We start from the raw sequence: 26,468 nt of genomic DNA, 5'->3' as shown, positions 1-26,468 counted from the left end.
GATGGGTCAGCGATAAACGGAGCTTCCATGGATCTTTTCAGCCGCGAAACCCCAGCCGACGATGCCCCATTAGCCTACCGGATGCGGCCGCGCCTGCTTAAAGACTTTATCGGCCAGCAAGCCCTCGTCGGCCCGGATAAACCGCTTCGACGCATGGCAGAGTCGGGGGTTGTCCGCTCGATGATTCTTTGGGGACCGCCGGGGGTCGGAAAAACCACGCTGGCGGAACTGCTCGCGCATGCGTCAAATGCCCATCTTGAGCAGCTCAGCGCTGTCATGGCAGGTGTGAAGGATATTCGTCTGGTTGTCGATCGCGCCCAACAGATCAACTCACCGACGATTTTATTTTTAGATGAAATTCACCGATTGAACAAGAGTCAGCAGGATGCCCTGCTTCCCCACGTGGAGTCCGGGCTTTTGACCCTGATTGGTGCAACGACCGAAAACCCGTCCTTTGAAGTCAACTCGGCACTGCTCTCCCGGGCACGGGTTTACGTCTTGAAATCGCTTACCCAAGACGAGTTGATCAGCGTGATGCGCCAGGCGCTGGAGGACCCCGAGCGCGGGTTGGGTAAGCGCGCCATCGAGGTGGAACCTTCAGTCTTGACCGCCCTGGCCCACGCCAGCGCCGGGGATGCCCGCCGCGCATTAGGCCTACTGGAAACCGCCTGCGACTTCACCCTGCACGAGGCAGGCCGCGAAAGGCTTCCCGAAAGTGTACTCAATGATGTGATTGGCCATCAGGCCAGCGCCTTCGACAAGCAGGGCGACGCCTATTATGACCTGCTCTCGGCGATCCACAAATCGGTGCGCTCATCGCGGCCCGATGCTGCTCTGCTGTATATGGCGCGCTTCATTCAGGGCGGCGGCGATCCACTTGATGTGGTGAGAAGGCTCAGCGCCATTGCCTCTGAGGACGTGGGCAACGCCGACCCTCGCGCGCTGCCACTGGTTATCGCCGCCTGGGATGCTTATCTACGCCTGGGCGACTACGAAGGCCAGCGGGCGATCGCCCACGCAGCCATACACCTCGCGGTGGCACCCAAAAGCAATCGCATTGACCAGGCCTGGAACAAAGCCCAGCAGTTCGTCCGCCAACAGCCCCAGGTTGAGGTGCCGACCTACCTGCGAAACGCGCCCACCAAGCTGATGGAGCAGCTCGGCCATGGCAAAGGCTACCGTTACGCTCACAATGAAAAAGACGGCTACCCGGCCGGCAGTGCTCACGACTGCTGGCCGGACGAGCTACCCAGACAGACGTTTTACCAACCCAGCGGATTCGGCCAGGAAAAGCGCTTTGCCGAGATCATGGCCTGGCGCGACGCACAAGACAAAGAGGCCGATCAGGCACCGGATGCCTGATCGGCCTCTGTTCAGAAGTCAATGGAGGCTAGCGCTGGTCTTCGCGGATCACATCAATGCCGTCAGGGATGTCGAATTCGAAACGCTCTTCATCGATATAGCCATTGCGCTCGGCGTTGCTGAAGGTAATCGACGTGCGCTGGCCGGTGCTGTCGGTCATCCACAGCTCGGTGAGCATATCACCGTCAAAGACCATCTGTAGCTGCTCGAACAAGGTGTCTACCGAGGTAGGCACCAGGGTAAAGACGTCATCGCCGCTGTCTTGTTCATATTCGACATCGTAGCTTTCCGTCAGCTCACTGACCTGGCCTGAAAGCAACAGCGCGGGTGTGTGGGTAACGCGCTCATCCAGTGCCTGAACGGTCACTTGTTCAAGGTCAGGGTCGTAGAGATAGACATCGTCACCGTCGGATACCACGGTTTGCGTATAAGGGGCTTCGACTTCCCAGCGCAACAGGCCGGGGCGGGACAACCACATTTCGCCCCGCGCGTCCTGCAACCGCTCGCCGCTGCCATCAAGAATCCGTTGCTCGAACGAAGCCTGATAGCTTTGCAGCGGGTCGAGGCGTTCAGTCAATCGCTCTGCCGCCTCATTGGCCAAGGCCAACGGCGCTGTAAGTGTTAACCCCAGCGCGCTGGCAGCCAGTGCTAACGATGAAGGACGTCGAGTTTGCGTATCGCGCATGCGATCTCCCTAGGCAACCTTGCCAAATAAACATAACAGTGGATCAGCCGAACCACTCGATTAGCCATTAAGACGCTCGTCCGGCGCCCAAGTTTCACCGCTCGCCGGACTTTCACGCTTATTGCACGTTTGACGTGCGGGCTACTGGCCCACCGGTGGCGGCGCCAGGACTTCGCGGGCACCGTTGGTACCCATCGACGACACCACGCCCGCGCCCTCCATGGCTTCCACCAGGCGGGCCGCACGGTTATAGCCAATTTTAAAGCGCCGCTGCACGGCAGAAATCGACGCTTTGCGCGTTTGCGTCACGAACTGCACGGCTTCATCGTACAGCGCATCCTGCTCGGCATCATCGCTGTCGCCACCCTCGGCTTCCAGGCCGGTCAATGCATCCGCTGATACGCCGCCCGACAGGATCTCCTCGATATACTCAGGCTCACCGCGGCGTTTCAAATCCTCGACGACGCGATGAACTTCATCGTCGTCGACAAAGGCCCCGTGGATGCGATTGGGCGGGCCTGACCCGGCAGGCAGGTAGAGCATGTCGCCATGCCCCAGCAGGCTCTCCGCGCCGCCCTGGTCCAGGATGGTGCGTGAATCGATCCGCGACGAGACCTGGAAGGCCATCCGCGAGGGGATATTGGCCTTGATCAGACCTGTGACCACGTCCACTGACGGGCGCTGGGTGGCGAGTATCAGATGGATGCCCGCCGCGCGGGCTTTCTGCGCCAGACGGGCGATGAGCTCTTCGACTTTTTTGCCCACAATCATGAACATGTCAGCAAATTCGTCGATCACCACCACGATGTAGGGCAGCTTCTCAAGTATCGGCGGCGTCTGGTGCATTTCCCAGGGTTGCGGCTCCCAAAGCGGATCCGCCACCTGGGCACCAGCGCGCTCGGCTTCGTCCAGACGGGCGTTGAAGCCCGCGATATTACGCACCCCCATGGCCGCCATCAGCTTATAGCGGCGCTCCATTTCGGCGACGCACCAGCGCAGGCTGTTGGCCGCTTCTTTCATGTCGGTGACCACCGGCGCCAGCAAGTGAGGAATACCATCGTAGACCGATAGCTCCAGCATCTTGGGGTCGACCATGATCAGTTTCAGCTCATCCGGCGTGGCCTTGAGCAGCATCGAAATCAGCATCGCGTTGACGCCCACCGACTTGCCCGACCCGGTCGTACCGGCCACCAGCAAATGCGGCATTTTGCCAAGGTTGGCCACGACAGGGCCACCGCCGATATCCTGCCCCAAGGCCATGGTCAGCGGTGATTTTTCCTGTTGATAACGGTCGGAATCGATCACCTCGCGGAGCCGGATCATTGCCCGGTGAGGGTTGGGAATCTCGATACCCACCGTTGGGCGCCCGGGAATCACCTCGACCACGCGAACGCTCTTGACCATCAACGAACGCGCCAAATCCTTGGCCAGATTGCTGATCTTGGAAACTTTCACACCGGCAGCCGGCTTGATTTCAAAGCGCGTAATCACCGGCCCCGGCCAAGTATCGACCACCTCGGCCTTCACACCATACTCGCGCAGCCGCACTTCCAGAAGCTCGGCCATATCGGCGAGCTGCTGGTCGGTGTAGTTGGGCTGGTGAGGCTCCGCCGGCGTCAGCAGGCGCAAGCTCGGCACATCACCTTCAGGGTCAGGGATATGATCGAAGCTGGGACGCTGGTTCTGCAGATGCTCAACGGTCCACAGCGTCGGCCCGTTATCGGATTCCTCTGCCTCGGCGGCGTCGTCCGGGCTGAAGGTCGGCTCACTACGCGCAGGGGCTGGTGTCGATACCGTTGGTTGTGACGCGAGCTCTTCATCATCATCGTCCCAAACCGGCTCGGGCACGACTTCAGGCACGCGCTCTTTGGTCCGTTCGGCTGTCAGCGGCCGAGGCTGTTCGGATGCCGGGGCGCCCGCCAATGGTGGCGACGCGGGTTCGTCATCGGCGGCTGACAGCGGCGAGTTAGATGACGGTTCAGCCTCAGCATCGCGGCGCGAGGCGTGCAACGGAAACGACTCGCTGGCCTCGTCCTCACTGGAGGACGGCGTCAATGGTTCGTCCAGGTGGCTCCCCTGGCGATCAGCCGAAGACTCAACGGTCGGCGTCTCACTCAGCGAGGGTGCCGTCGCAGCGGTTTCAGGCTTCACGGGCGTCTGTGTAGCGCTATCAGTTGAGCTCTCTTCAGTCGCTGACCGTGGTTGGGGTTCCGCCTTGAAAGCCGTGGCAGACGGCGTTCGCGCAGCGGCGGTCCAGGGAATCGACGTATCCGTCACGTTATCACGTTCCGTTGAGTCGTCTTCCGCCGAAGGCGCGGATACGGCGGGCTCACGGCGTTTCTTACCGACGCTGCTCTCAGCATCCTGCTCTGCCAATGGCGAGCGCTGCGCGGGCTCCGCCGCGGGCCGCGCTGCTGCGCGCTGCTTGGCGCGGGCACGCCGGGCCTCTCGACGCGCCTGACGGCGTGCTGACCACCACCCCCCCAGGCGACAGAGACGCCGGCCCACTTCGTCGGCAACCTGTAGCCACGACATCCCACTGAAGAGCGGAAAACCACTCAAGATAAGCGCGGCGGCAATCAGCCCCACGCCGCCACTGCTAACCAGCGGGCGTAATGCGCCGACCAGGCCTTCACCAAGAATTCCCCCCGAGGCATAAGGCAGCGGGCTTTCAGGGTTATAAAAATGCAGCGCACCAAGCATGGTGGTGCCGAACATCAACAGCATCAGGCCACCGGCGCGCACCGCCACGGCAACCGGGTCCAGCTCGAAGCGCACCTGTCGGGAACGCACCAGCCACCAGGCCAGATAGCCCACCATGCCAGGCCACCAAAGGGCGCTGGCACCCAGCAGCGAATAGAGCACATCGGCAAGCCATGCGCCTACCGGGCCCATCCAGTTGCTGACGGCGGTTTCCGGACCCTCGGACAACCAACCAGGATCCGATGACGAATAGCTAAACAGTGCCAGTAATAAAAACGTACATACCGCCAACAACGCCACGACCACGCCATCCCGCGCAGCCCCTTGCAGGCGTAACCCAAACCGACGCGCTTTGTCCTTGGCGGCATTAACCCGCGCAGAAGACCCACTTTGGCGCGTGTTACGCTGTGTTCGCTTGTCGACCGCTTTATTCACTTTCAAGCGACTCTCCCTTTTGCACCCATTGGCGCCGTTAATCCACTTGCGAGTTTGTATCATACCGAGCATCCTGCTGCCGTCACAGGGCCTCTCGATGCGGACTTGTTACTGTCGTTACCGACCGGAGCACTCAATGTTACCTTGGCTATCTTCGCCAATGCCTCACTTCCCTGCCGTCACCTCGGCGTTGGACTCGCCTAACGGCCTGCTCGCGGCAGGCGGCGAATTAACCCCCGGCTGGCTGGTGGAGGCCTATCGGCGCGGCATCTTCCCCTGGTTCAGCGACAACGACCCCATCCTGTGGTGGAGCCCCGATCCCCGCATGATACTCCTACCGGAACACTTTAAGCAGCGCCGCAGCTTAACAAAAAAGCTGCGTAATGCGGGCTTTGAGATTACCGTCGATCAACATTTCGAGCAGGTGATCGACGCCTGTGCCGCCCCCAGGGGCGACGAACCGGGCACCTGGATCACCGATGACATGGTTCATGCCTACTGTCAGCTTCAGGCCCATGGCATTGCCCACAGCATTGAAGTGCACCAGCATCAACGCCTGGTAGGTGGTCTTTACGGTATTGCCATGGGCCCGATGTTTTTCGGCGAGTCCATGTTTTCCCAGGTTCCGGATGCCTCCAAGGTGGCCCTGGCTCATCTCGCCAGTGCCATGCGCGAACGCGGCGGCAAGCTCATCGACTGTCAGATGCATACGCCCCACCTGGCAAGCCTGGGCGCAACAACAGTCGCCCGGGCGACATTCATCAGCTATCTTGAGAAGTGGTTGCCAGAGACTGATTTTAGTTTCTCAGCCTCACCGGAGAGTGTGCCCGTCGTACCACCCTCTCCGTGGCTGGCCGCCATTGGACGCTAGTTTTCCAGCCATGTTGACAGGCTAACGGCGACAACGTTAACCCCATCAGGAGGCAAATTGTGAGCAGCAACGCTCCCCGTCGGCTCGTTCGCGACCTGCGCTTCTTTTTGACAGTGCCGCATGCCTGTAGCTACCTGCCCGACCAGGAAGCCACCACGCTGTTTCTGGACCCTCAGGAATCGCCCATGCCTGGCGTTTACGACTCGCTTTCATTGCTCGGGTTTCGGCGCAGCGGTCGCCATTTATACCGTCCGCACTGCGAAGGCTGTAACGCCTGCCGCTCCGTGCGCGTGCCTGTGGCGCATTTTGCACCGAATCGTACCCAGCGGCGAATCAGCCGGCGCAATGAGGACATCACCACGCACATTACCCCGGCGTACTTTGATGCACGCCACTACGCGCTCTACGCCGACTATATCAATCATCGCCACGCCGATGGCGATATGTACCCTCCCAGCCGCGAACAGTACCGGACGTTTTTGACCCTGGACGAGCCCTATGCGCAATTGATGGAGCTTTACCTGGGGGACAGGCTGATTGGCGTGGCCGCCTTCGATGAGCTTGAACACGGCCTCTCGGCCATCTATACCTTCTTTAGCGTCGATGAAAGCCTCGACAAGCGCTCGCTGGGCACCCTGGCCATTTTACGGCTTATCGAATTGACCCATGACAAGGGGCTACCCCACCTGTACCTCGGTTACTGGATAGAAGCGTGCCGAAAAATGCGTTACAAGCAGAATTTTACGCCGCTTGAGGTACTTGATGGTCGCCAATGGCGAGAATTAATTCGGTAATTAGCCACGCTTTTTTGCCTTGACGGCAGCCTTGCGGCACAATATAGCGCTATCCGAGGTGGTGGCTAAAAACACTGCCCAATGCCCAGTCGTTTTGAGCATACCCATTACGTTAAATTAAGTGAGGAATTGCCTATATGGCACGCGAAGATCATATTGAAATGGATGGCGTTATTGTCGATACCCTACCCAACACCATGTTCCGTGTTGAGCTGGAAAACGGTCACGTCGTCACAGCGCATATCTCCGGAAAAATGCGTAAAAACTACATCCGCATCCTGACCGGCGATAAAGTCAAGGTTGAGCTGACGCCTTACGATCTGTCCAAAGGCCGTATCGTCTACCGTTCGCGCTAAGGCGCCCAGCAGGTGTCACAGCACCCTGCCCGTCACCCAGCTTTGATGCCCGCTCGACCCAAACAGCTCGACCCAAACAACAACGCCCCGTCAATGACAGGGCGCTGCGTTGTTTGTCTCAACCTGCGCGCCCGTTAGGGCGCATCGGCCATTTCCGACTCGGTGGATAAGCGCAGCTCGCCTTCTTCCAGGCTGACGTGCACGATACCCCCCTGATCGGCAAGCTCGCCAAACAGGATCATCTCTGCCAGCGGCTTTTTGAGTTTCTCCTGAATCAGCCGTGCCATCGGGCGCGCGCCCATGTCCGGGTCGTACCCCAGTTCCGCCAGCCAATCGCGGGCCATATCGTCGACTTCCAGTTGAACACGCTTCTCATCCAGCTGCGCTTGCAGCTCGATCAGGAACTTGTCGACCACGTTGCGCACAACTGACGTTGGCAGCGAATGGAACTGAATGATGCCGTCCAGACGGTTGCGGAACTCTGGCGAGAAGGTGCGACGAATGACTTCCATTGCATCGGTCGAGTGATCCTGGCTTTGGAACCCGATCGAGCGCCGTGCCGCCTGCTCTGCCCCGGCGTTGGAGGTCATGATCAGGATGACGTGGCGGAAGTCGGCTTCGCGGCCGTTGTTATCGGTCAGGCGACCGTGGTCCATCACCTGCAGCAGCAGGTTGAAGACTTCCGGGTGCGCTTTCTCGATTTCATCCAGCAGCAGTACGCAGTGGGGCTGTTTAGTCACCGCCTCGGTCAACAGGCCACCCTGGTCGTAGCCCACATACCCCGGGGGTGCCCCGATCAGCCGGGACACGGTATGCCGTTCCATGTACTCCGACATATCAAAGCGCACAAGCTCGATCCCCATGATATGCGAGAGCTGCTTGGCCACCTCGGTTTTGCCCACCCCGGTCGGACCGGCGAACAGGAAGCTGCCTACCGGCTTGTCAGGCGACTTCAGCCCGGCGCGAGACAGCTTGATGGCGGCGGACAGTGTGTCGATGGCCTCATCCTGTCCAAACACCAGCATTTTCAGGTCGCGGTCAAGCTTTTCAAGCAGCTTGCGATCCGAACTGGACACGCTCTTCGGCGGAATCCGGGCAATCGACGCAACCACTGCCTCAACCTGTTCCACATCAATGGTATCGACACGCACCTCTTCCGGCAGTAGACGCTGGTGCGCCCCGGCTTCATCAATCACGTCGATGGCCTTGTCCGGAAGGTAGCGATCATTGATGTAACGGTCCGCCAGGCGGGCCGCGCTTTCAAGCGCCCCATCGGTGTACTTGAGAGCATGGTGCTCCTCGAACCGTGACCGCAACCCCTGCAGAATCTTGATGGTGTCTTCCACCGACGGTGCCATAACGTCGACTTTCTGGAAGCGGCGCGCCAAGGCACGATCTTTCTCGAAGATACCGCGGTATTCCTGGAAAGTGGTCGAACCAATGCAGCGCAACTCGCCCGAGGAAAGCAACGGCTTGAGCAGATTGGATGCATCCATCACACCGCCCGACGCAGCCCCTGCGCCGATCACGGTGTGGATCTCGTCGATGAACAGAACGGCATTGGGCTGTTTGCGTAACTCAGCCAGCAGGCTCTTCAGCCGCTTCTCGAAGTCGCCGCGGTATTTGGTACCTGCCAGCAACGCGCCCATATCCAGCGAGTACACCACGGCATCAGCAATCACTTCCGGGACATCTTCTTCGACGATACGCTTGGCCAGGCCTTCGGCAACCGCCGTTTTACCCACGCCCGCTTCGCCTACCAGTAGCGGGTTATTCTTGCGGCGCCGTGCCAGAATCTGCACCACGCGTTCGAGTTCGTGGTCGCGGCCAATCAGGGGATCGATCTTGCCCAGACGCGCTTGCTCGTTGAGGTTGGTGGCGTAGCCAGTAAGCGGATGAGCAGCCCCTTCGGTGCTGCCTTCCTCGGCCTCTTCACCTTCCTGCTGGGAAGGCGATGGCGATGGGCCGTGACCCGACACTTTCGAAATGCCATGCGCGATGTAATTGACTGCATCCACCCGAGCCACATTCTGCTGCTTGAGGAAGTAGACGGCCTGACTTTCCTGCTCGGAAAAGATTGCCACCAGCACATTGGCACCGGTCACTTCACTTTTCCCGGAGGACTGCACGTGGAACACGGCCCGCTGCAGTACTCGCTGAAAGCCTAAGGTGGGCTGGGTTTCGCGGTCGCCCTGGCCTTCAGGAATCAGCGGCGTGGTCGAATTGATGAAGTCCTGCAAATCGGACCGCAGCTTGTCGAGGTTTGCCCCACAGGCCTTCAACACATCCATCGCCGAGGCGTTGTCCAACAGCGCCAGCAGTAGATGCTCGACGGTCATGAACTCGTGGCGCTTGGAGCGTGCCACGGTAAAGGCCGTGTTCAGGGTCAGTTCAAGTTCTTTGCTCAGCATGGCAGTCCCCTTTTCGCTACATCCTAGGGCATAGTGCCAACTAGGCTTGCGTCGGATCAGTTTAATCGACCGGCACCTTCAACATCGGGTACAAATCGTACAGTTGCAAGCCCACCTACCGATTTTTTTCAACGTTCTCAATCGGCGGCTTCAATATCGCTCATTAAAGGATGCTCGCACTCCTGGGCGTATTCGTTCACTTGGTAACTTTTGGTTTCAGCAATGTCTCGGGTGAACACCCCGCAGGTCGCCTTGCCCTGGGTGTGCACCGCCAACATCACCTGAACGGCTTTTTCACTATCCATGTTAAAGAAGCCTTGCAGCACTTCGATAACAAACTCCATCGGCGTGAAGTCGTCGTTATGTAGCACCACCTTGAAAAGTGGCGGCTGAGCCAACTCAGGCTCGGCAGACTGCACCGTCAGGTCGTCGTCATAATCAGGCATATCGGGGCGTGTCATGCCCGCTTCAAGCGAAGTCGCGCCCGGGTATGAACTGTTAGTGTGGGACATAAGCAGCAAGGTTTTTCATCTCTCGGCTGACGGGCAACATCGTAAATACATGGTGTGCTATGTATAAGACGTGCGCAATCAGCAAGGGTTCATGGAAATATCAAAATTATCACACTAGGCCGGACAAAAAACCCCCGCCCGACGAGCGGGCGAGGGCTTTACGCAACGGCGGCCTGATGCGTCAGTCGGCTGCGACCATCGACAGGGCGTTGTTCAAAGTCTTGCTGGGACGCATGGCCTGACTTGCCAGCTCACCGCTGGGGCGGAAGTAGCCGTCAATATCCACCGGCTGGCCCTGAACGCTATTGAGCTCGTCGACGATAGTCGCCTCATTGGCTTTCAGCGTTTCCGCCAGACGCGCAAACAGCGTTTTCATCTCGGCATCATCATCCTGAGCGGCCAGTGCCTCTGCCCAGTATAGCGCCAGGTAGAAGTGGCTGCCGCGGTTATCCAGCTCGCCCACCTTACGCGACGGTGACTTGTTGCTGTCCAGGAACTTGCCATTGGCCTCGTCCAGGGCATTGGCCAGCAGCGTGGCACGGGCATTGCTGAAGGTGCTGCCCAGGTGCTCAAGCGACGCCGCCAGGGCCAGGAACTCGCCCAGCGAATCCCAGCGCAAGTGGTTCTCTTCAAGGAACTGCTGAACGTGCTTGGGTGCCGAGCCGCCCGCACCGGTTTCGAACAGTCCACCACCATTCATCAGGGGTACGATGGACAGCATCTTGGCGCTGGTACCCAGCTCCATGATCGGGAACAGGTCGGTCAGATAGTCACGCAGCACGTTACCAGTGACCGAGATCGTGTCCTCGCCTTTACGGATACGCTCAAGGGATACTTTCATCGCCTCGACCGGTGGCAGAATGCGAATATCCAGGCCACTGGTGTCATGGTCCTTGAGGTAGGTTTCGACTTTCTCGATCAGCTGAGCATCGTGGGCACGGTTGCCGTCGAGCCAGAAAATCGCCGGCGCACCGCTCTCCCGGGCACGGGTGACCGCCAGCTTGACCCAATCCTGGATCGGCGCGTCCTTGGTCTGACACATACGCCAGATATCACCCGCCTCGACCTCGTGGCGGAACAGCGTATGACCGTTTTCGTCAGCGACCACCACGGTGCCATCAGCAGGGATCTGGAAGGTCTTGTCGTGAGAGCCGTACTCTTCAGCTTTCTGGGCCATCAGGCCAACATTGGGCACGCTGCCCATGGTAGTCGGATCGAAAGCGCCATTTTTCTTGCAATCTTCGATGACTGCCTGATAGATGGTCGCGTAGCAACGATCCGGGATCACTGCCTTGGCATCCTGAAGCTCGTCATTGGCGTTCCACATCTTGCCCGAATCACGGATCATGGCAGGCATCGAAGCATCGATGATCACGTCGCTGGGCACGTGAAGGTTCGTAATGCCCTTGTGCGAGTTGACCATCGCCATGGGCGGACGCTCTTTATAAAGCGCCTCGATATCGGCCTTGATGGCCTCCTGCTGTTCGCCGGGCAGCTTTTCGATTGAACTATAAAGATCACCAATACCGCTGTTGGGGTTGAAGCCCGCAAGCGTCAGGCCCTCGGCGTGCTTTTCAAGGACATCTTTATAGAACTCTTCTACCACCATACCGAACATGATCGGGTCAGAGACCTTCATCATGGTCGCTTTTAAATGCAGCGAGAACAACACGTCGTTTTTCTTGGCGTCCTTGATCTGGCTGTCGATAAAGTTGCGCAGACGGCGGCTGCTCATGCAGGCCGCGTCGATGACCTCGCCTTCCTGCACGGCCAGGCCTTCTTTCAATACGGTGTGGGTGCCGTCTTTCTGAGCCAGGTCAATCTTGAGCTTGGTGGCGTGCTTGATCACCGTGGACTGCTCGCTTTCGTAGAAGTCGCCCTCGCTCATATGGGCCACATGGGATTTGGAGTCGGCGCTCCACTCCCCCATGCGATGCGGATACTTGCGTGCATAGCTCTTGACCGACTTGGGCGCGCGGCGGTCAGAGTTACCCTCACGCAGAACCGGGTTGACCGCACTGCCCTTGGCCTTGTCATAACGCGCCTTGATGGAAGCTTCCTCATCGTTTTTCGGCTCGTCGGGATAATCCGGTAGCGGATACCCCTGGCCTTGAAGCTCTTTGATGGTGGCTTTCAACTGCGGGCCTGAGGCGCTGATATTGGGCAGCTTGATGATATTGGCTTCAGGTGTGGTCGCCAGCTGTCCAAGCTCGGCCAGGTCGTCGCTGACGCGTTGCTCTTCGCTCAACAGGTCAGGAAACTGGGACAGTATGCGCGCGGCAAGCGAGATATCGCGCGTCTCAACGATAATGCCCGCCGAGTCGGTAAAGGCATCAATAATCGGTAACAACGAATAGGTCGCGAGCGCAGGCGCCTCGTCGGTGAGCGTATAAATGATCTTCGGCGTATCGGACATTTTTGCGTTAACCTCTTTTTTCTGTCGCTGTGATTATTAATTCGTAAGCTAAGCGGTTCATTAAGCAAGCAACCCTACCGCGAAGCGTGCGGAGCCTTTTAGGTGGCTCCTTTTTTCACAAGGTGATTGATCGGTGGTGGTGACGACCCCAGCGGCCACGCAGGAGTATACCAGCGCTGAACGTTAACCGCATGAGCGATTGTCGACAAATCAAGGCCGGGCCCAAACCACGATGAGCAACCTCTACCTATTGCATAAACCTTACCGCATGCTCTCCCAGTTCACCGACCCTCAGGGCCGTGCCACTCTTGCGGATATCATCGAAGTCTCCGGCGTTTACGCGGCCGGGCGGCTCGACTACGACTCCGAGGGCCTGCTGCTGCTCAGCGATGACGGCAACCTTATCCATCGCATTGCCCACCCGCGTCACAAACAACCCAAAACCTATTGGGTCCAGGTCGAAGGTCGCATGGACGATGCCGCGCTAGCGGCCCTGAAAAACGGCGTGACATTAAAAGATGGACCCACGCTGCCCGCCAAGGTTCGTCGCATGGAAACGCCCAACATCGCGCCGCGCGAGCCAGCCATAGATCCCAAACGTCACCCATCCACCAGCTGGCTGGAGCTGACCATCAGCGAAGGCCGCAATCGTCAGGTAAGACGCATGACCGCCCATGTCGGCTTCCCCACGCTGCGCCTCATTCGCGCCGCTATTGGCGCCTGGCAGCTTGGCGAACTGGCGCCCGGCGAGTGGCGCCGGGAAACCCTTCATGCGCCTCGAAGCACATCCCGGCCCAAGCCGTCCAGCCAGCGCAAACGGCCCACTTCAGGACGCAAGCGGTCATGACGAACACACTTCACAGTACCTGCGCCTGCGTCATCCAGCGGGGCGCACGTTTCCTGATGGTCGAGGAAGCCCGCGGCGGCACGGCCACGGTATTCAACCAACCAGCCGGACACATTGAGCCGGGCGAAGGCCCCATGGCCGCTATTTTACGCGAGGTCGCCGAAGAAACCGCCTGGCAGGTCACGCTGACCGGCTATCTGGGGCTCTATATTTTCCATACCCCCCAGGGGAAAACCTTTCACAGTCATGGGTTCATCGCCACGCCCACGACGTTCCTCGCCACACCGCTGGACATCGATATCACCGCGACCCACTGGCTGACGCTTGCCGAAATTCAGGCGCTCAATAGCGCGGGTCGACTGCGTAGCCCGCTGGTGATCACCCGCATCGAAGACGCCATGCAAGGTAACGGCTACCCCTTGAACGTTATCCGCGAGTGAACCACTCGAAGCGCCATGGCTCCATCGTGTATAATCACCGCCTGATTGCACACTCAACCGAGGATGGCGATGACATCCATCACTGGCACCACGATGCCTAAAAGCAAGCCCGATACACCTCCCACCGGCAAGGTGATTGTCGGCATGTCCGGCGGCGTTGACTCCTCCGTCTCAGCCTTGCTGCTGTTGCAACAAGGCTACGAGGTCGAAGGCCTGTTCATGAAGAATTGGGACGAAGACGACGGCACGGAGTACTGCACGGCGAAGGAAGACCTCGCTGACGCCGAGGCGGTGTGCGAGAAGCTGGGCATCAAGCTGCACACGGCCAACTTTGCCGCCGAATACTGGGATAACGTTTTCGAGCACTTTCTGGCCGAGTACAAAGCGGGCCGCACGCCCAATCCGGACATCCTTTGCAACCGGGAAATCAAGTTCAAGGTCTTTCTCGAATACGCAGAGATGCTTGGCGCGGACAAAATCGCCACCGGTCATTACGTTCGTCAAGGGGTCCGAGAAGGTCGCCCGCGCCTGCTGAAAGGCCTGGACGCCAACAAGGACCAGAGCTACTTCCTGCACGCCGTGCCTGAAGCCGCCATCGCCCGCACGCTGTTTCCGGTAGGTGAGCTCGAGAAGCCCGCCGTACGCGCGCTGGCCGAGCAGCACGACCTGGTGACTGCCAAGAAGAAAGACTCCACAGGCATCTGCTTTATCGGCGAACGGCGCTTCAGTGATTTCCTGAAGCAGTACCTGCCTGCCCAGCCCGGCACCATCGAAACCCCCGACGGCGACGTGATTGGCGAGCACATGGGGTTGATGTACTACACCCTGGGCCAACGTCAGGGGCTGGGTATCGGCGGCCTGGCCAACTACTCTGAAGACCCGTGGTATGTCGCTGAAAAAGACCTGGATCGCAACGTGCTGGTGGCCGTGCAAGGCAAGCACCACTCGCTGCTCTACAGCGATGCCCTGGTCACCGAGGCGATGGACTGGGTCGCCGGTGAGCCACCGGTGACCCAGGGACGTTTCAAGGCCAAAACCCGCTACCGCCAGAGCGACCGCGGCTGCGATATCATCACCAGGCCCGATGGCAGTGTCGAGGTGCATTTCGATGAGCCTCAACGCGCCGTTACCCCAGGCCAGTCGCTGGTTCTTTACGACGGCGATATCTGCCTGGGCGGCGGCGTGATTCACTCCACATGGAAGGCAACCGAGGCAGCCGCATGAACCCAACGCCGATACACCGCGCGCCGGAAAACCCGACCGCGCGACAAGCCCTTGCGCTAGCGGGGGTCTTTCAGGCCGCCAGCCTGGTGGACGAACTGGCCCGCACCGGCCAGGTAGAGCCGCGCGCCTGGGAAACGCTGATCGAAGCCACCAGCAACCCCAACCCGGAAAGCTTTGAAGCGATCTACGGCGGCCACCCCAACAACCTGCGCCAGGGGCTCGACACCCTCGAGATGCTGGTCGGCCGGGAACAGGCCAACCCGGTGGTACTGCGCTATGGCTTCTCACTGCTATTGCTCATGAACAAGCTGCGCACCAACCGCAAGATGATGGATACCCTGGGGCAAAAAATGAACCATATTCAGGACCAGGCGGAACACTTCGGCGCTACCCATGAAAACGTGGTCGCCAGCCTGGGCGAGGCCTATCAGGAAACCATCTCGACATTTAAAACCCGCATTGTCGTTCAGGGCGACCCGTCGCTGCTGCAGACCCGTATGATGCCCGAGCGCGTACGTGCCTGCTTGATGGCGGGCATTCGCTTCGCGCTGCTGTGGCACCAGCAAGGCGGTCGCCGCTGGAAACTGATGTTCCAGCGCAAAGCCCTGCGTCACGCGCTGGATGACTTGAAATAACGCCTTTTACGCTTAACTGCATTCACCTCTGGAAACCAAGCCATGCAACTTTCTGCCTTGACTGCACTCTCCCCCGTTGACGGCCGCTACGCCAGTAAAGCCGCCGCCCTGCGCGAACATTTCAGCGAATTCGGCCTGATTCGCGCCCGTGTCATTGTGGAAGTTCGCTGGCTGCAGCGGCTTGCAGAGCATAACCAGATCGTCGAGGTGCCGCCGCTTTCCGCCCAGGCTACGGCGTTTCTTGAAGCCTTGATCCGTGATTTTTCCGTGGCCGACGCCGAGCGCATCAAGGATATCGAGCGTACGACCAACCACGACGTCAAGGCGGTGGAATATTTTCTCAAGGAGAAGATTGCCGGCAACAGCGAGCTGCATGCGGTCACCGAGTTCATTCACTTTGCCTGCACCTCCGAAGATATCAACAACCTTTCCTACGGCGTGATGCTGGCCGATGGCCTCCAGGCACTGCTGCCGGTCATGCATAACGTGGCCGACGACATCGCCGCACTGGCCATTGCCCATGCCGGGCAGCCGATGCTGTCGCGCACCCACGGGCAAACGGCCAGCCCCACAACGCTTGGCAAGGAAATGGCCAACGTGGCCTACCGCCTCAAGCGCCAGCTCAAGCAGGTCGAAGGCGTCGAGATCCTGGGTAAAATCAATGGCGCGGTAGGCAACTACAACGCCCATCTGGCGACCTACCCCGAGATCGACTGGGAAGCCAACGCGCGTACCTTCGTGGAAGGCCTGGGGCTGAGCTTCAACCCCTACACCACCCAGATCGAACCCCACGACTACATCGCCGAGCTGTTCGATGCCATATGCCGCTTCAATACCATCCTGATCGACTTCGACCGCGACGTCTGGGGCTATATCTCGCTAGGCTACTTCAAACAGCGCACCGTGGAAGGCGAAATTGGCTCGTCGACCATGCCCCACAAGGTCAACCCCATCGACTTTGAGAACTCTGAAGGCAACCTTGGCCTGGCCAATGCCGTGCTCGGCCACCTGGCGCAAAAGCTGCCGATCTCGCGCTGGCAGCGCGATTTGACCGACTCCACCGTATTGCGCAACCTCGGTGTTGGCCTGGCTTATGGCTTGATTGGCTACCACGCCAGCCTCAAGGGCATCAGCAAGCTGGAAGCCAACCCGGAGCGTTTGACTCAGGATCTGGACAACAGCTGGGAAGTGCTCGCCGAGCCGATTCAAACCGTCATGCGTCGCTTCGGGATTGAAAAGCCCTACGAGAAACTCAAGGAACTGACCCGAGGCAAACGCATCGATCAGGCAGGCTTTGCCGCCTTCATTGACACGCTTGCGCTACCCGACGACGCCAAAGCCGAACTGAAGGCGATGTCACCCGCCACCTACATCGGCGATGCAAAAGCCCAGGCCGAAGCAATTCGCCAACGGCTTGATGCACTATAATTAAGTTTTACTCTAGTTAAGGTCTACCCTGATTAGGCTGGAACCACGGCTCTACTGCCACGTTCGTTTAGGATACCACCATGCAACCTTCTGATAAGCCACTGACCCTGCTCGGCGATTTGACCCCGGCGGAATTTCTGGCGAGCTACTGGCAACAAAAGCCGCTATTGATTCGCGGGGCGATACCCGACTACATCAGCCCCATCGAACCCGATGAGCTGGCAGGGCTTGCCTGCGAGCCAGGCATCGAAGCCCGTCTGGTAGAAGAAAAAGGCCCGGACGGCGCATGGCAGGTGTCCCACGGGCCTTTCGACGAAGCCACCTTCGAGCGGCTGCCGGAGCGCAACTGGAGCCTCCTGGTACAAGCCGTGGATCACTACCTGCCCTCGGTGGCTGCCCTGCTGGATGAGTTCGACTTTCTGCCCCGCTGGCGGTTGGACGACATCATGGTCAGCTACGCGCCGCCCGGCGGCAGCGTCGGTCCCCACGTCGACCAGTACGACGTTTTCCTGTTTCAAGCCAGTGGCCAGCGCCGTTGGCAACTGGGCGGCCCGACCAGTGATGACGCGCCGATTGTGCAGGGCATTGACCTACGCATTCTGGAAACCTTCGAGATTGAAGAAGACTCCGACTGGGTACTGGAGCCCGGCGACATGCTTTACTTGCCACCGGGCTGGGCTCACCACGGGGTTAGCCAGACCGACGACTGCATCACCATGTCGGTGGGTTTCAGGGCGCCATCGGCGGATGAAGCGGTCACCTCCTACGCCGATTACCGGGGCGAACAGCTACCCGCTTCGCTGCGCTACAGCGACGCCGGTCGGGCCCCTGCGGCCCACAGTGGCGAGCTGGACGATGTCTCGGTGGAGCGCATGCGCCAACTGATCCTGTCGACACTGGATAATCCCCAGCAAATCGCTCAGTGGTTCGGCCGTGCAATGACCCAGCCCAAGTACGTCGACCAGGTGGTCCCGCTGGATACGCCGATGGACGAATCAAGTCTTGTCGCTCAGCTACAGGAAGATGGTCCACTCTATCATATGCCTGGCTCGCGCTTTGCCTGGCGCACCGAGAATGGCACCACCACGCTGTTCGTCGACGGTGAAGGCTACACCTGCACAGAAGCGCTTGCTCAGCGGCTGGCGTCAACGGCACCGCTGCATGAAGACGTGCTGGAACTACCGGGTGCCAAAGCGCTCATCACCCAGCTTGTCAACGCGGGCAGCCTGAGCTGGCTGCAGGACGACGATGACGACGAGGAATAGCATGCCCCGCGACAACCTACCGGTCACCGTTCAGGAAGGCGACTGGCAAGCTTTGAGCGACATCGCAAGCCTCATTCGACGCGTGGTGTTCATTGACGAGCAACAGGTGCCCCAGGACGAGGAATGGGACGGCCAGGACCCCGCCTGCCATCATTTCCTGGCCTACCTGGACGGCAACCCAGTGGGCACTGCACGACTCCTGCCTGATGGCCATATTGGCCGCGTGGCGGTGCTTGCCGAAGCACGCGGAACCGGCATCGGTGGCCAATTGATGGCCGCCGCTATCGCCACCGCCCAGCGTGTCGGCCACCCTCAAGTCGCACTGAGCTCACAGCTCCATGCGCTGGCCTTTTACGAACGGCTCGGCTTCGTCGCCCATGGCGAGGTCTTCATGGATGCCGGCATCCCTCACCGCGAGATGACGCTGACCTTCAGCTGATCGCTTTCCCGCTAATCACGAAATTCCACTACACAGACTCCAGCGTTGTCGCCCGGCTGTAGTCAAGCTACAACGCTGCCTGCCCCCAAGTGTCAATTGTTGCCCTCCGCCCCTTCAGGGATAGTGTCTTTACTGCAGTGCCGCAAGGACTGCCCGGAAAACCCGCTTACGACGTTCTATTAAGAGACTTATTTCTTAAAGACACGCCAAGCGAATTGAACGATGCTGAAAGCGACTTCGCAGGTGCAGCATAAGGCACTGCTTACATGCGCATCGCCATCATAACCCCGGAGGGATTAGCTCATGACTGGACTTCTCGAAGAGATCAAGGCACTGGCCCAACTACGCGAAGCACAAGGCGGCAAGTGGGATAACATCAAACCCGAATACGCCGCGCGTATGCGTGCCCAGAACCGCTTCCACACCGGTCTGGATATCGCCCGGTATACCGCCAAGATCATGCGCGACGACATGGCCGCCTATGATGCCGACACCAGCAAGTACACTCAGTCACTGGGTTGCTGGCACGGCTTTATCGGCCAGCAGAAAATGCTTTCCATCAAAAAGCATTTCGGCACCACCAAGCGCAGCTACCTCTACCTGTCAGGCTGGATGGTCGCCGCGCTGCGTTCAGAGTTTGGCCCGCTGCCTGACCAGTCCATGCATGAAAAGACCTCGGTCGCCAACCTGATCGAAGAGCTCTACACTTTTCTCAAGCAGGCCGATGCGTGGGAGCTTAACCACCTGTTCCGCGCCCTGGACGACGCCAAAGAGGCTGGCGACAAGTCCAAGGAGCAGGAACTGATCAGCCAGATCGACAACCACGAAACCCACGTGGTGCCGATCATCGCTGACATCGACGCCGGTTTTGGTAACGCGGAAGCCACTTACCTGCTGGCCAAGAAATTCATCGAAGCGGGTGCCTGCTGTATCCAGCTGGAAAACCAGGTATCCGACGAGAAGCAGTGCGGCCACCAGGACGGCAAGGTCACCGTACCCCATGAAGACTTTATCGCCAAAATCAACGCCGTACGCTACGCCTTCCTGGAACTGGGGGTTGATGATGGCGTGATCGTGGCACGTACAGACTCGCTGGGGGCGGGGTTGACCCAGAAGATCGCCGTGACCACCGAGCCGGGCGATCTGGGCGACCAGTACAACAGTTTCCTCGACGGCGACGTGATCGAAAACGCCAGCGACATCAATAATGGCGACGTGGTCATCAAGCAGAACGGCAAGTTGGTCAAGCCCAAGCGGCTCGCCTCAGGCCTCTACCAGTTCAAACCGGGTACCGGTGAAGACCGCGTGGTGCTTGACTGCATCACCAGCCTGCAAAACGGCGCTGACCTGCTGTGGATCGAGACCGAAAAACCCCACGTCGGCCAGATCGCCGCCATGGTCAATCGTATCCGCGAAGTCTGCCCGGATGCCAAGCTGGTCTACAACAACTCACCGTCGTTCAACTGGACACTCAACTTCCGTCAGCAAGTATTCGATGCCTGGGAAAAAGAAGGCAAGGACGTCTCGGCCTACGAGCGCGATAAGCTGATGGGTATCGAGTACGACAACACCGAACTTGGCCAACTGGCCGACGAGTGGACACGTAACTTCCAGCGCGACAGCGCACGTGAGGCGGGTATCTTCCATCACCTGATCACCCTGCCCACCTACCATACGGCGGCGCTGTCCACCGACAACCTGGCCAAGGGCTACTTTGGCGATGACGGTATGCTGGCCTACGTCAAGAAAGTCCAGCGCGAGGAAATCCGCCAGGGCATTGCCACCGTCAAGCACCAGGACATGGCAGGCTCCAACATCGGCGATGACCACAAGGAGTTCTTCCAGGGTGAAGCCGCGCTGAAAGCAGGCGGCAAAGACAACACCATGAACCAGTTCGGCTGACACCGGCCGCCAGACGCTAATCTAATGGCCCAACGCCCGGAAAGATTTCCACTTTCCGGGCTTTTTTATACCCACCTGCGTGCTTTGCACACTCTTTTCTTAATCAACCACTACACTGTTTTGCATAATCATTTTGCACTATTAGCTTGCATCATTGTCTTATATTACTACTTTACATAGTCAGCATTTCAAACGACCGCTTATCAACATCAGCATTTTTAGGTATGTTGTTAAAGAACGCTGTTCTATAATATGGTCGAAAGTTCTCGTTGCAGACGGGATGACTAAGACAACCACCCGGAGGTGTCCATGAAACGTTTACTCCCTATCGCCGCTCTCAGCGTTCTCACGCTTGCTGGCTGCGCCAACACAGCGGGCTACTCGGGCGATGTATACAGCGGTAACCAGGCCAAGACCACGCAAAATGTAAGGATTGGCACCATTGCCGCGGTGCGCCCGGTACAAATTCAGGCAGATAGCCGCACCGGCGGCCTGCTCGGCGGTGGTGGCGGTGCCATTATCGGCGGTCTGCTGGGTAACCAGATCGGTGGCGGTTCCGGGCGTCAACTGGCCACCGTTGCCGGCGCGCTGGGTGGTTCTATTGCCGGTACCGCTGCTGAAGACCGCGCCAATCGCATTGACGCCCTGGAAATGGAAATCCGCCTGGAAGACGGTACCGACGTAGTGGTCGTACAGCGCGCCGACCGCCAGTTCCAGCCGGGTCAGAAAGTTCGCCTGATTGGTAACGGTGCCAATGCAAGCGTTGCCCCTTACTGATGGTTAGTAGATATAAATAGCTAATCGCTGCAAGAAAAAGCCCCGCCAGCATCGCTGACGGGGCTTTTTTTCGTTGTGTTGATGCTTGGGGTGTTTAGTGAGGCGCTTTGCTCGATGCCCAACCGATCAATTTGTACACCACTGCGGCGATGATGCCCAACAGAATAGCCACCAGCAGGATCTCCACCGGACGCACCAATGTGGTCGCCCCCAGTACGGCAAGGGCACCCACCCAAAGCCAGCGGTTATCGCCATGAGTCTTCAATGGCCGGGGCAACATTTTATCCAACCCGGCACTCACGGTTTGCCAGCGCTGATTGACAAAATAGCCAATCAGCACAAGGGCGATTAACCAGATGATAAATATGGTCATGTCATGCTCCGTAGAAGGTGCGGCGAAAAAAGTGTCCGGCTAGGGTAGCCCTGCTAAATCCTGGGCGCAATACTGCATAAAGGCAAGACGGCAGAAAATCCCCTCTACCCCCTGACAATCCTGTGTTCACGCGTTACCATGTTAGGGACATGCACTCACCGAAAGGTTATTTAATGCAAATTGCGCAAAACTCGGTTGTCGCGTTCCACTACACCCTGACCAACGATTCAGGTGAAGTGCTAGACAGTTCCGAAGGCCGCGAGCCCCTCACCTACCTCCATGGTTCAGGCAACATCATTCCTGGCCTGGAAAAAGAGCTGGAAGGACACGCGGCTGGCGAAAAGCTGAACGTCCAGGTTGCCCCGGAAGAGGGTTACGGCGAGATTCAGGAGCAACTGATGCAGGAAGTTCCGCGCGATGCGTTCCAGGGCGTTGAAAGCGTTGAGCCGGGCATGCAGTTCCAGGCGCAGACCCAAGGCGGCCCGCTGATGGTCACCGTGAAGAAAGTCGAAGGCGACACTGTCGTTGTCGACGGCAACCATCCGCTAGCCGGTCAGCACCTCAACTTTGACGTTGAAATCGCCGAAGTACGCGAAGCCAGCGAAGAAGAAGTTGAGCACGGCCATGTACACGGCGAAGGTGGCGAAGAGCAGCACTAAGCTCTTCCCCCTGGCTGTTTCCCAGCCGACGCGTGACATGCGAAAAGGCGACCCAAGCGGTCGCCTTTTTATGCTCATTATTCAGGAATCAGCACCAGGCGCCCGTGGCGGACGCTGCGTGACGAGGTGACTTCAGCGGCGAACTGTTTCAACTGGTCGCTTTGCCCCTTGAGCAACGCGACTTCCATGCAGCTTTGCTCATTCAGGTGGACGTGCAGCGTTGAAAGGGTGAGGTCATGATGGGCGTGGGAATGGCGCGTCAGCCGTTTGGACAACTCCCTGGCGGCATGGTCATAGACATACACCAGTGCGCCCATGCACGGCGCCTGTGGCGCGGCTTCCTCGCGTACCTGCTGAAGCCCGCTACGGGTTAAATCGCGAATCGCCTCGGAACGGTTCTGGTAACCGCGTTCCTGGATCAGCGCATCCACATCTGCCAACAACTCTTCATCAAGCGTGACCGTTACGCGTTGCATCGGTTTTCCCCCTCCAAAAAATTGACCCCCGGCTGCCAGTATGATGATATTAAAAAAACATCATACCCGTCCCCCTCAGGAAACGGCCATGGCGCTCGACTCAAGAACGATTCTACTCGGCTTGGCGCTAAGTTGCGTCACGCTGGCGAATGCCGCCGAACCCAAAGACCAACTTGTGATGGCCATCGGCGGTGAGCCCGAACAGGGGTTCGACCCGTTACTTGGCTGGGGGCAGTATGGCAACCCGCTATTTCAGTCGACGCTGCTCGCTCGAGGCATCGACCTTGCCCCTCAGCCGCAGGTCGCCACCCACTGGTCGCTCTCTGACGATCGCCTCACCTGGACGCTGACGCTACGCGACGACGTACGTTTTGCCGATGGCACCCGGCTGACCGCTGACGATGTCGCCTTTACCTTCAATGCCGCTGCCAAGGCCGGCGGGAGAGCCGACCTGAGCGTGCTGCAAAACGCCGAGGCCGTCGATTCTCAAACCGTCACTCTCACCCTGCGCGAGCCGCGCATCACCTTTATCGAACAGTTGATGACCTTAGGGATTGTCCCCAGTGCCGCGCGCGAAAACGGTTACGACGATGACTACGGCCGTGCCCCGCTGGGTTCCGGCCCCTATCAGCTGGTGGAATGGCAGGAAGGCGAGCAGCTGATCGTCGAACGTAACCCATACTTTTATGGCCCCACCCCGCCGTTTGAGCGGCTAGTGTTCTTGTTCACCGGTGAGGATACCACCCTTAACGCCTTACGCGCAGGCGACGTCGACCTGGCTACCCTGCCCCCGGCGCTTGCCGGCGAGATCCCATCCGACATGCAGCGCGTGGTGATGGAAAGCGTCGACAACCGCGGCATTCTGTTTCCCATGCAGCATGATGAAGGCAAAACCGCCGACAATGGCGCACCGATTGGCAACGATGTCACCGCCGATATTGCCATCCGCCAGGCAATCAACCTGGCGCTGGACCGCGACACTCTGGTGGACGTAGCGCTTGAAGGCTACGGCCGCCCGGCGTTCGGCCCTGCCGACGGGATGCCATGGAGCGACCCCGACGAAACCCTGGCGGCCCCTGACCTTGAGCAGGCCATTCAGCGCCTGGAAGACGCTGGTTGGCAGCAGCGCGACGGCGGCCTGCGCAAAAAAGACGGTCAAACCGCCCGTTTCCGGCTGACTTATCCCGCAGGCGACACCACCCGGCAACGGCTGGCCGAAATAAGCGCGCAAATGGTCCGCCCCCTGGGCATCGAGATGCAACCCACTGCCCGCCACTGGGATGAGATACAGCGCGAAGCGATCCATCAGGACGCCGTTGTAATGGGCTTTGGCAGCCACAGTCCCCAAGAGATCTATTACCTGTTCCATAGCGCGCATAGCGGCAACGGCTTTTACAACAGCGGCGTTTACACCAACCCCAGCGTGGACGATCACCTCGACAACGCCCAGCGAGCCGCCAGCGCCGAACAGGCCAATCGCCACTGGCGCAATGCCCAATGGGACGGCGAAACCGGCTATGGCGTGCGCGGCGACGCAACCTGGGCATGGGTGGTCAACCTGGAACACATCTACGCCGCCGACAGCTGCCTTGATCTCGGCACGCTGGGGGTTGCCCCTCACGGCCACGGTTGGCCGATTACCGCCAACCTGCTCGACTGGCGCTGGATGTGCAACTGATCGCGATCACCGCCGCTCGTCTGCTGCGCCTTGCGCTGGTACTGGCGTGCGTCGCGATCGTGTCGTTTAGCTTGATAATGCTGTCACCCATTGACCCGATTGACGCCTACCTGGGACCTCAAATGGCCCAGGTAAGCCCGGAACAGCGCCACCTGATCGCCGAGCGCTGGGGGTTCGACGAGCCGCCGGTGGTTCAGTTTGGCCACTGGCTGGGCCAGCTACTTCAGGGCGACCTGGGCGTTAGCCATGTGTATAACCAGCCGGTAAGCGAGGTCATCGGCCAGCGCTTTCAGCGCTCCATCATGTTGCTGGGCAGCGCCTGGTTGCTCACCACACTGGTTGGCTTTGCCCTCGGGGTGATCGCCGGGGCAAAAGAAGGCAGCTTGCTGGATAGAATCATCAGCACCTACGCCTACTTGACGGCCTCGACGCCTGCTTTCTGGCTGGCCATGTTACTGCTGCTGTTATTTTCAGTTTACCTTGGCTGGACGCCGGTATGTTGCGCAGGCCCCACCGGCACTCTAAGCCAGGACGTCGGCCTGGCCACCCGGCTCCACCATCTGGTCCTGCCCGTAGCGACACTCGCGCTGATCGGCATCGCCAATATTACCCTGCACAGCCGCGCGCGTATGCTCGCGCTGATGAACTCCAACATCGCCACCCACGCTTTTGCACAAGGCGCCAGCCGCTGGGATATCGCCTGGCGGCACGGTATCCGCCATGCCAGCCTCCCCGCCCTGACGCTTTCACTGGCCTCGCTGGGGGAGCTGTTTGGTGGCTCAATACTCATCGAACAGGTGTTTGCCTACCCCGGCCTGGGCCAGGCAACGGTCGCCGCCGGGCTGCGCAGCGATGTGCCGCTGCTGCTGGGCATTGCGCTGTTTACCGCGCTGTTCGTCAGCGTGGGCAATTTGCTTGCCGATACTCTCCACGCGATGATTGACCCGCGCCTGCAGAAGGTGACGCCATGAGCCGAGCGCAACCCAGGCGCGATGCGTTCTGGATCGGTACCGCCATCGCCATATTGCTCGTCGCGCTACTCAGCAGTCGCTGGCTGCTCGGCGACACGCCAGGCCAGATGCACTTTGACGCCCGCCTCGCCCCTCCCAGCCTGGACCACTGGCTCGGCACCGATGCGCTGGGCCGCGACCTATGGACGCGCACCCTGGCAGGCCTTAGCCTCAGCATCGGGGTCGGCAGCCTGGCAGCGCTGTTCGGCACGCTCATCGCGCGCTGGGCATGGCCATGCTGGCCATGCTGGGGCCACGCTGGGACGCGCTAGTCGCCCTGGTGATCGATACGTTGCTCAGTGTGCCACACCTGATTCTGTTACTGCTGATTGCCTTTGCGCTCGGCGGCGGGACCCAGGCGGTGATTATTGCCGTGGCGGTGACCCATTGGCCTCGCTTGGCGAGATTACTGCGCGCCGAGCTACTTCAGCTTCGCCATGCCCCGTATATCGTCATGTCCAGGGCGCTCGGCAAGTCACGACGCTTTGTGATGGCCTACCACTATCTGCCCCATGCGCTACCCCAATGTGTGGTCGGCGCCTTGCTACTGTTTCCCCACGCCATTTTGCACGAAGCCGCGCTGACCTTTTTAGGCGTCGGGCTGGACCCCAGCCAACCTGCGATTGGGCTTCTGCTCGCTGATGCCATGCGCTACTTGAGCAGCGGCGCCTGGTGGCTCGGGGTATTTCCCGGGCTTGGGCTGTTGCTGGTGGTACTCAGTCTTGAGCGCCTTTCCAGCCACTGGCGTCATGCGCTTTAGGCACTGTAAG

25 protein-coding genes are annotated in these 26,468 nt (G+C 59.4%); 18 read left to right on the top strand and 7 right to left on the bottom strand.

Annotation, left to right across the window (positions count from 1 at the left end; translation table 11 throughout):
* Positions 1 to 27 precede the first annotated feature (27 nt).
* A complete protein-coding gene (locus tag B7L15_RS04210; RefSeq protein WP_085917767.1) occupies positions 28 to 1,362 on the top strand; it encodes a replication-associated recombination protein A in 1,335 nt (444 codons plus the stop codon).
* 28 nt (positions 1,363 to 1,390) lie between these two features.
* On the opposite strand, the gene lolA is transcribed toward B7L15_RS04210, so the two are convergent.
* Together lolA and B7L15_RS04200 are read right to left on the bottom strand one after the other, a co-directional pair.
* A complete protein-coding gene (gene lolA / locus B7L15_RS04205; protein WP_085917766.1) occupies positions 1,391 to 2,047 on the bottom strand; it encodes an outer membrane lipoprotein chaperone LolA in 657 nt (218 codons plus the stop codon).
* Positions 2,048 to 2,188: 141 nt separating this feature from the next.
* Positions 2,189 to 5,191 carry a DNA translocase FtsK gene (locus B7L15_RS04200; protein WP_085917765.1) on the bottom strand — a complete coding sequence of 1,001 codons (3,003 nt, stop codon included), beginning with the start codon at positions 5,189 to 5,191 and terminating at the stop codon, positions 2,189 to 2,191.
* A gap of 130 nt (positions 5,192 to 5,321) precedes the next feature.
* On the opposite strand from B7L15_RS04200, the gene aat reads away from it, so the two are divergent.
* The 3 genes from aat to infA all read left to right on the top strand — a co-directional run bounded on the left by aat (position 5,322) and on the right by infA (position 7,206).
* A complete protein-coding gene (gene aat, locus B7L15_RS04195) occupies positions 5,322 to 6,056 on the top strand; it encodes a leucyl/phenylalanyl-tRNA--protein transferase (protein ID WP_085917764.1) in 735 nt (244 codons plus the stop codon).
* A 59-nt stretch (positions 6,057 to 6,115) separates the two neighbouring features.
* Positions 6,116 to 6,850 (top strand): arginyltransferase, encoded by a 735-nt coding sequence (locus B7L15_RS04190; RefSeq protein WP_085917763.1) that lies wholly within the window; start codon positions 6,116 to 6,118, stop codon positions 6,848 to 6,850.
* A gap of 137 nt (positions 6,851 to 6,987) precedes the next feature.
* Complete coding sequence (infA, locus tag B7L15_RS04185) at positions 6,988 to 7,206, top strand: translation initiation factor IF-1 (RefSeq protein WP_066318014.1); 219 nt, start codon at positions 6,988 to 6,990, stop codon at positions 7,204 to 7,206.
* A 134-nt stretch (positions 7,207 to 7,340) separates the two neighbouring features.
* Here infA and clpA read toward each other — a convergent pair whose 3' ends face one another.
* The 3 genes from clpA to B7L15_RS04170 form a co-directional block, all read right to left on the bottom strand.
* Complete coding sequence (gene clpA, locus B7L15_RS04180) at positions 7,341 to 9,617, bottom strand: ATP-dependent Clp protease ATP-binding subunit ClpA (RefSeq protein ID WP_085917762.1); 2,277 nt, start codon at positions 9,615 to 9,617, stop codon at positions 7,341 to 7,343.
* Positions 9,618 to 9,754: 137 nt separating this feature from the next.
* Complete coding sequence (gene clpS, locus B7L15_RS04175; RefSeq protein WP_085917897.1) at positions 9,755 to 10,063, bottom strand: ATP-dependent Clp protease adapter ClpS; 309 nt, start codon at positions 10,061 to 10,063, stop codon at positions 9,755 to 9,757.
* Positions 10,064 to 10,310: 247 nt separating this feature from the next.
* Entirely contained in the window at positions 10,311 to 12,545 is a 2,235-nt protein-coding gene (locus B7L15_RS04170; RefSeq protein ID WP_085917761.1) for an NADP-dependent isocitrate dehydrogenase, read from the bottom strand.
* Between the two features lie 232 nt (positions 12,546 to 12,777).
* Here B7L15_RS04170 and B7L15_RS04165 point away from each other — a divergent pair, with 232 nt between their 5' ends.
* From B7L15_RS04165 to B7L15_RS04125, 9 genes are all read left to right on the top strand, one after another.
* Positions 12,778 to 13,392, top strand: coding sequence for a pseudouridine synthase (locus B7L15_RS04165; RefSeq protein ID WP_085917896.1), 615 nt, complete (start codon positions 12,778 to 12,780; stop codon positions 13,390 to 13,392).
* On the top strand, positions 13,389 to 13,832 hold the full coding sequence (locus B7L15_RS04160; protein ID WP_085917760.1) for an NUDIX domain-containing protein: 444 nt from the start codon (positions 13,389 to 13,391) through the stop codon (positions 13,830 to 13,832). Before B7L15_RS04165 ends, B7L15_RS04160 begins: the two co-directional genes overlap by 4 nt.
* A 69-nt stretch (positions 13,833 to 13,901) precedes the next feature.
* Positions 13,902 to 15,056 (top strand): tRNA 2-thiouridine(34) synthase MnmA, encoded by a 1,155-nt coding sequence (gene mnmA, locus B7L15_RS04155; RefSeq protein WP_254902847.1) that lies wholly within the window; start codon positions 13,902 to 13,904, stop codon positions 15,054 to 15,056.
* Positions 15,053 to 15,691, top strand: a complete 639-nt coding sequence (hflD, locus tag B7L15_RS04150; RefSeq protein ID WP_085917759.1) for a high frequency lysogenization protein HflD — start codon at positions 15,053 to 15,055, stop codon at positions 15,689 to 15,691. Before mnmA ends, hflD begins: the two co-directional genes overlap by 4 nt.
* Before the next feature lie 42 nt (positions 15,692 to 15,733).
* On the top strand, positions 15,734 to 17,119 hold the full coding sequence (gene purB, locus B7L15_RS04145; RefSeq protein ID WP_085917758.1) for an adenylosuccinate lyase: 1,386 nt from the start codon (positions 15,734 to 15,736) through the stop codon (positions 17,117 to 17,119).
* Between the two features lie 80 nt (positions 17,120 to 17,199).
* A complete protein-coding gene (locus tag B7L15_RS04140; protein WP_085917757.1) occupies positions 17,200 to 18,384 on the top strand; it encodes a cupin domain-containing protein in 1,185 nt (394 codons plus the stop codon).
* 1 nt (position 18,385) lies between these two features.
* Positions 18,386 to 18,823, top strand: a complete 438-nt coding sequence (locus tag B7L15_RS04135; RefSeq protein ID WP_085917756.1) for a GNAT family N-acetyltransferase — start codon at positions 18,386 to 18,388, stop codon at positions 18,821 to 18,823.
* A 303-nt stretch (positions 18,824 to 19,126) separates the two neighbouring features.
* Positions 19,127 to 20,725: an isocitrate lyase gene (locus B7L15_RS04130; RefSeq protein WP_085917755.1), complete on the top strand. Its 1,599-nt coding sequence runs from the start codon at positions 19,127 to 19,129 to the stop codon at positions 20,723 to 20,725.
* Positions 20,726 to 21,034: 309 nt separating this feature from the next.
* Positions 21,035 to 21,502, top strand: coding sequence for a glycine zipper 2TM domain-containing protein (locus B7L15_RS04125; protein ID WP_066318047.1), 468 nt, complete (start codon positions 21,035 to 21,037; stop codon positions 21,500 to 21,502).
* Between the two features lie 94 nt (positions 21,503 to 21,596).
* On the opposite strand, the gene B7L15_RS04120 is transcribed toward B7L15_RS04125, so the two are convergent.
* On the bottom strand, positions 21,597 to 21,875 hold the full coding sequence (locus tag B7L15_RS04120) for a hypothetical protein (protein WP_085917754.1): 279 nt from the start codon (positions 21,873 to 21,875) through the stop codon (positions 21,597 to 21,599).
* 173 nt (positions 21,876 to 22,048) lie between these two features.
* Between B7L15_RS04120 and B7L15_RS04115 the strand changes: the two genes are divergently transcribed.
* Positions 22,049 to 22,534: an FKBP-type peptidyl-prolyl cis-trans isomerase gene (locus B7L15_RS04115; protein WP_085917753.1), complete on the top strand. Its 486-nt coding sequence runs from the start codon at positions 22,049 to 22,051 to the stop codon at positions 22,532 to 22,534.
* Positions 22,535 to 22,611: 77 nt separating this feature from the next.
* On the opposite strand, the gene nikR is transcribed toward B7L15_RS04115, so the two are convergent.
* Positions 22,612 to 23,010 (bottom strand): nickel-responsive transcriptional regulator NikR, encoded by a 399-nt coding sequence (nikR, locus tag B7L15_RS04110; RefSeq protein ID WP_085917752.1) that lies wholly within the window; start codon positions 23,008 to 23,010, stop codon positions 22,612 to 22,614.
* 88 nt (positions 23,011 to 23,098) lie between these two features.
* On the opposite strand from nikR, the gene B7L15_RS04105 reads away from it, so the two are divergent.
* Genes B7L15_RS04105 through B7L15_RS04095 form a run of 4 tightly spaced genes read left to right on the top strand, consistent with a single transcriptional unit; the run spans position 23,099 to position 26,458 of the window.
* Entirely contained in the window at positions 23,099 to 24,688 is a 1,590-nt protein-coding gene (locus B7L15_RS04105; protein ID WP_085917751.1) for an ABC transporter substrate-binding protein, read from the top strand.
* On the top strand, positions 24,679 to 25,659 hold the full coding sequence (locus tag B7L15_RS04100) for an ABC transporter permease (protein ID WP_176243631.1): 981 nt from the start codon (positions 24,679 to 24,681) through the stop codon (positions 25,657 to 25,659). Before B7L15_RS04105 ends, B7L15_RS04100 begins: the two co-directional genes overlap by 10 nt.
* Entirely contained in the window at positions 25,656 to 25,970 is a 315-nt protein-coding gene (locus B7L15_RS19955) for a hypothetical protein (RefSeq protein ID WP_369596842.1), read from the top strand. The genes B7L15_RS04100 and B7L15_RS19955 overlap by 4 nt, the downstream gene beginning before the upstream one ends.
* Entirely contained in the window at positions 25,928 to 26,458 is a 531-nt protein-coding gene (locus B7L15_RS04095) for an ABC transporter permease (RefSeq protein ID WP_369596841.1), read from the top strand. Before B7L15_RS19955 ends, B7L15_RS04095 begins: the two co-directional genes overlap by 43 nt.
* The last annotated feature ends 10 nt before the right edge of the window (positions 26,459 to 26,468 follow it).

It is taken from the genome of Halomonas sp. CSM-2 (assembly GCF_002119345.1).
GTDB lineage: Bacteria > Pseudomonadota > Gammaproteobacteria > Pseudomonadales > Halomonadaceae > Vreelandella > Vreelandella janggokensis.
Note: the sequence above shows the minus strand (reverse complement) of the source record. Positions and strands in the feature narration are given on the sequence as shown.

Excerpts from the sequence above, each read along its gene's own strand:
- B7L15_RS04135 (WP_085917756.1), top strand. The coding sequence starts at position 18,386 with ATGCCCCGCGACAACCTACCGGTCACCGTTCAGGAAGGCGACTGGCAA.
- nikR (WP_085917752.1), bottom strand. The coding sequence starts at position 23,010 with ATGCAACGCGTAACGGTCACGCTTGATGAAGAGTTGTTGGCAGATGTG.
- B7L15_RS04130 (WP_085917755.1), top strand. The coding sequence starts at position 19,127 with ATGACTGGACTTCTCGAAGAGATCAAGGCACTGGCCCAACTACGCGAA.
- B7L15_RS04210 (WP_085917767.1), top strand. The coding sequence starts at position 28 with ATGGATCTTTTCAGCCGCGAAACCCCAGCCGACGATGCCCCATTAGCC.
- hflD (WP_085917759.1), top strand. The coding sequence starts at position 15,053 with ATGAACCCAACGCCGATACACCGCGCGCCGGAAAACCCGACCGCGCGA.
- B7L15_RS04170 (WP_085917761.1), bottom strand. The coding sequence starts at position 12,545 with ATGTCCGATACGCCGAAGATCATTTATACGCTCACCGACGAGGCGCCT.
- B7L15_RS04120 (WP_085917754.1), bottom strand. The coding sequence starts at position 21,875 with ATGACCATATTTATCATCTGGTTAATCGCCCTTGTGCTGATTGGCTAT.
- purB (WP_085917758.1), top strand. The coding sequence starts at position 15,734 with ATGCAACTTTCTGCCTTGACTGCACTCTCCCCCGTTGACGGCCGCTAC.
- lolA (WP_085917766.1), bottom strand. The coding sequence starts at position 2,047 with ATGCGCGATACGCAAACTCGACGTCCTTCATCGTTAGCACTGGCTGCC.
- B7L15_RS04165 (WP_085917896.1), top strand. The coding sequence starts at position 12,778 with ATGAGCAACCTCTACCTATTGCATAAACCTTACCGCATGCTCTCCCAG.
- mnmA (WP_254902847.1), top strand. The coding sequence starts at position 13,902 with ATGACATCCATCACTGGCACCACGATGCCTAAAAGCAAGCCCGATACA.
- B7L15_RS04095 (WP_369596841.1), top strand. The coding sequence starts at position 25,928 with ATGGCCATGCTGGCCATGCTGGGGCCACGCTGGGACGCGCTAGTCGCC.
- B7L15_RS04125 (WP_066318047.1), top strand. The coding sequence starts at position 21,035 with ATGAAACGTTTACTCCCTATCGCCGCTCTCAGCGTTCTCACGCTTGCT.
- B7L15_RS04105 (WP_085917751.1), top strand. The coding sequence starts at position 23,099 with ATGGCGCTCGACTCAAGAACGATTCTACTCGGCTTGGCGCTAAGTTGC.
- aat (WP_085917764.1), top strand. The coding sequence starts at position 5,322 with ATGTTACCTTGGCTATCTTCGCCAATGCCTCACTTCCCTGCCGTCACC.
- B7L15_RS04140 (WP_085917757.1), top strand. The coding sequence starts at position 17,200 with ATGCAACCTTCTGATAAGCCACTGACCCTGCTCGGCGATTTGACCCCG.
- clpA (WP_085917762.1), bottom strand. The coding sequence starts at position 9,617 with ATGCTGAGCAAAGAACTTGAACTGACCCTGAACACGGCCTTTACCGTG.
- clpS (WP_085917897.1), bottom strand. The coding sequence starts at position 10,063 with ATGCCTGATTATGACGACGACCTGACGGTGCAGTCTGCCGAGCCTGAG.
- B7L15_RS04160 (WP_085917760.1), top strand. The coding sequence starts at position 13,389 with ATGACGAACACACTTCACAGTACCTGCGCCTGCGTCATCCAGCGGGGC.
- infA (WP_066318014.1), top strand. The coding sequence starts at position 6,988 with ATGGCACGCGAAGATCATATTGAAATGGATGGCGTTATTGTCGATACC.
- B7L15_RS19955 (WP_369596842.1), top strand. The coding sequence starts at position 25,656 with ATGAGCCGAGCGCAACCCAGGCGCGATGCGTTCTGGATCGGTACCGCC.
- B7L15_RS04115 (WP_085917753.1), top strand. The coding sequence starts at position 22,049 with ATGCAAATTGCGCAAAACTCGGTTGTCGCGTTCCACTACACCCTGACC.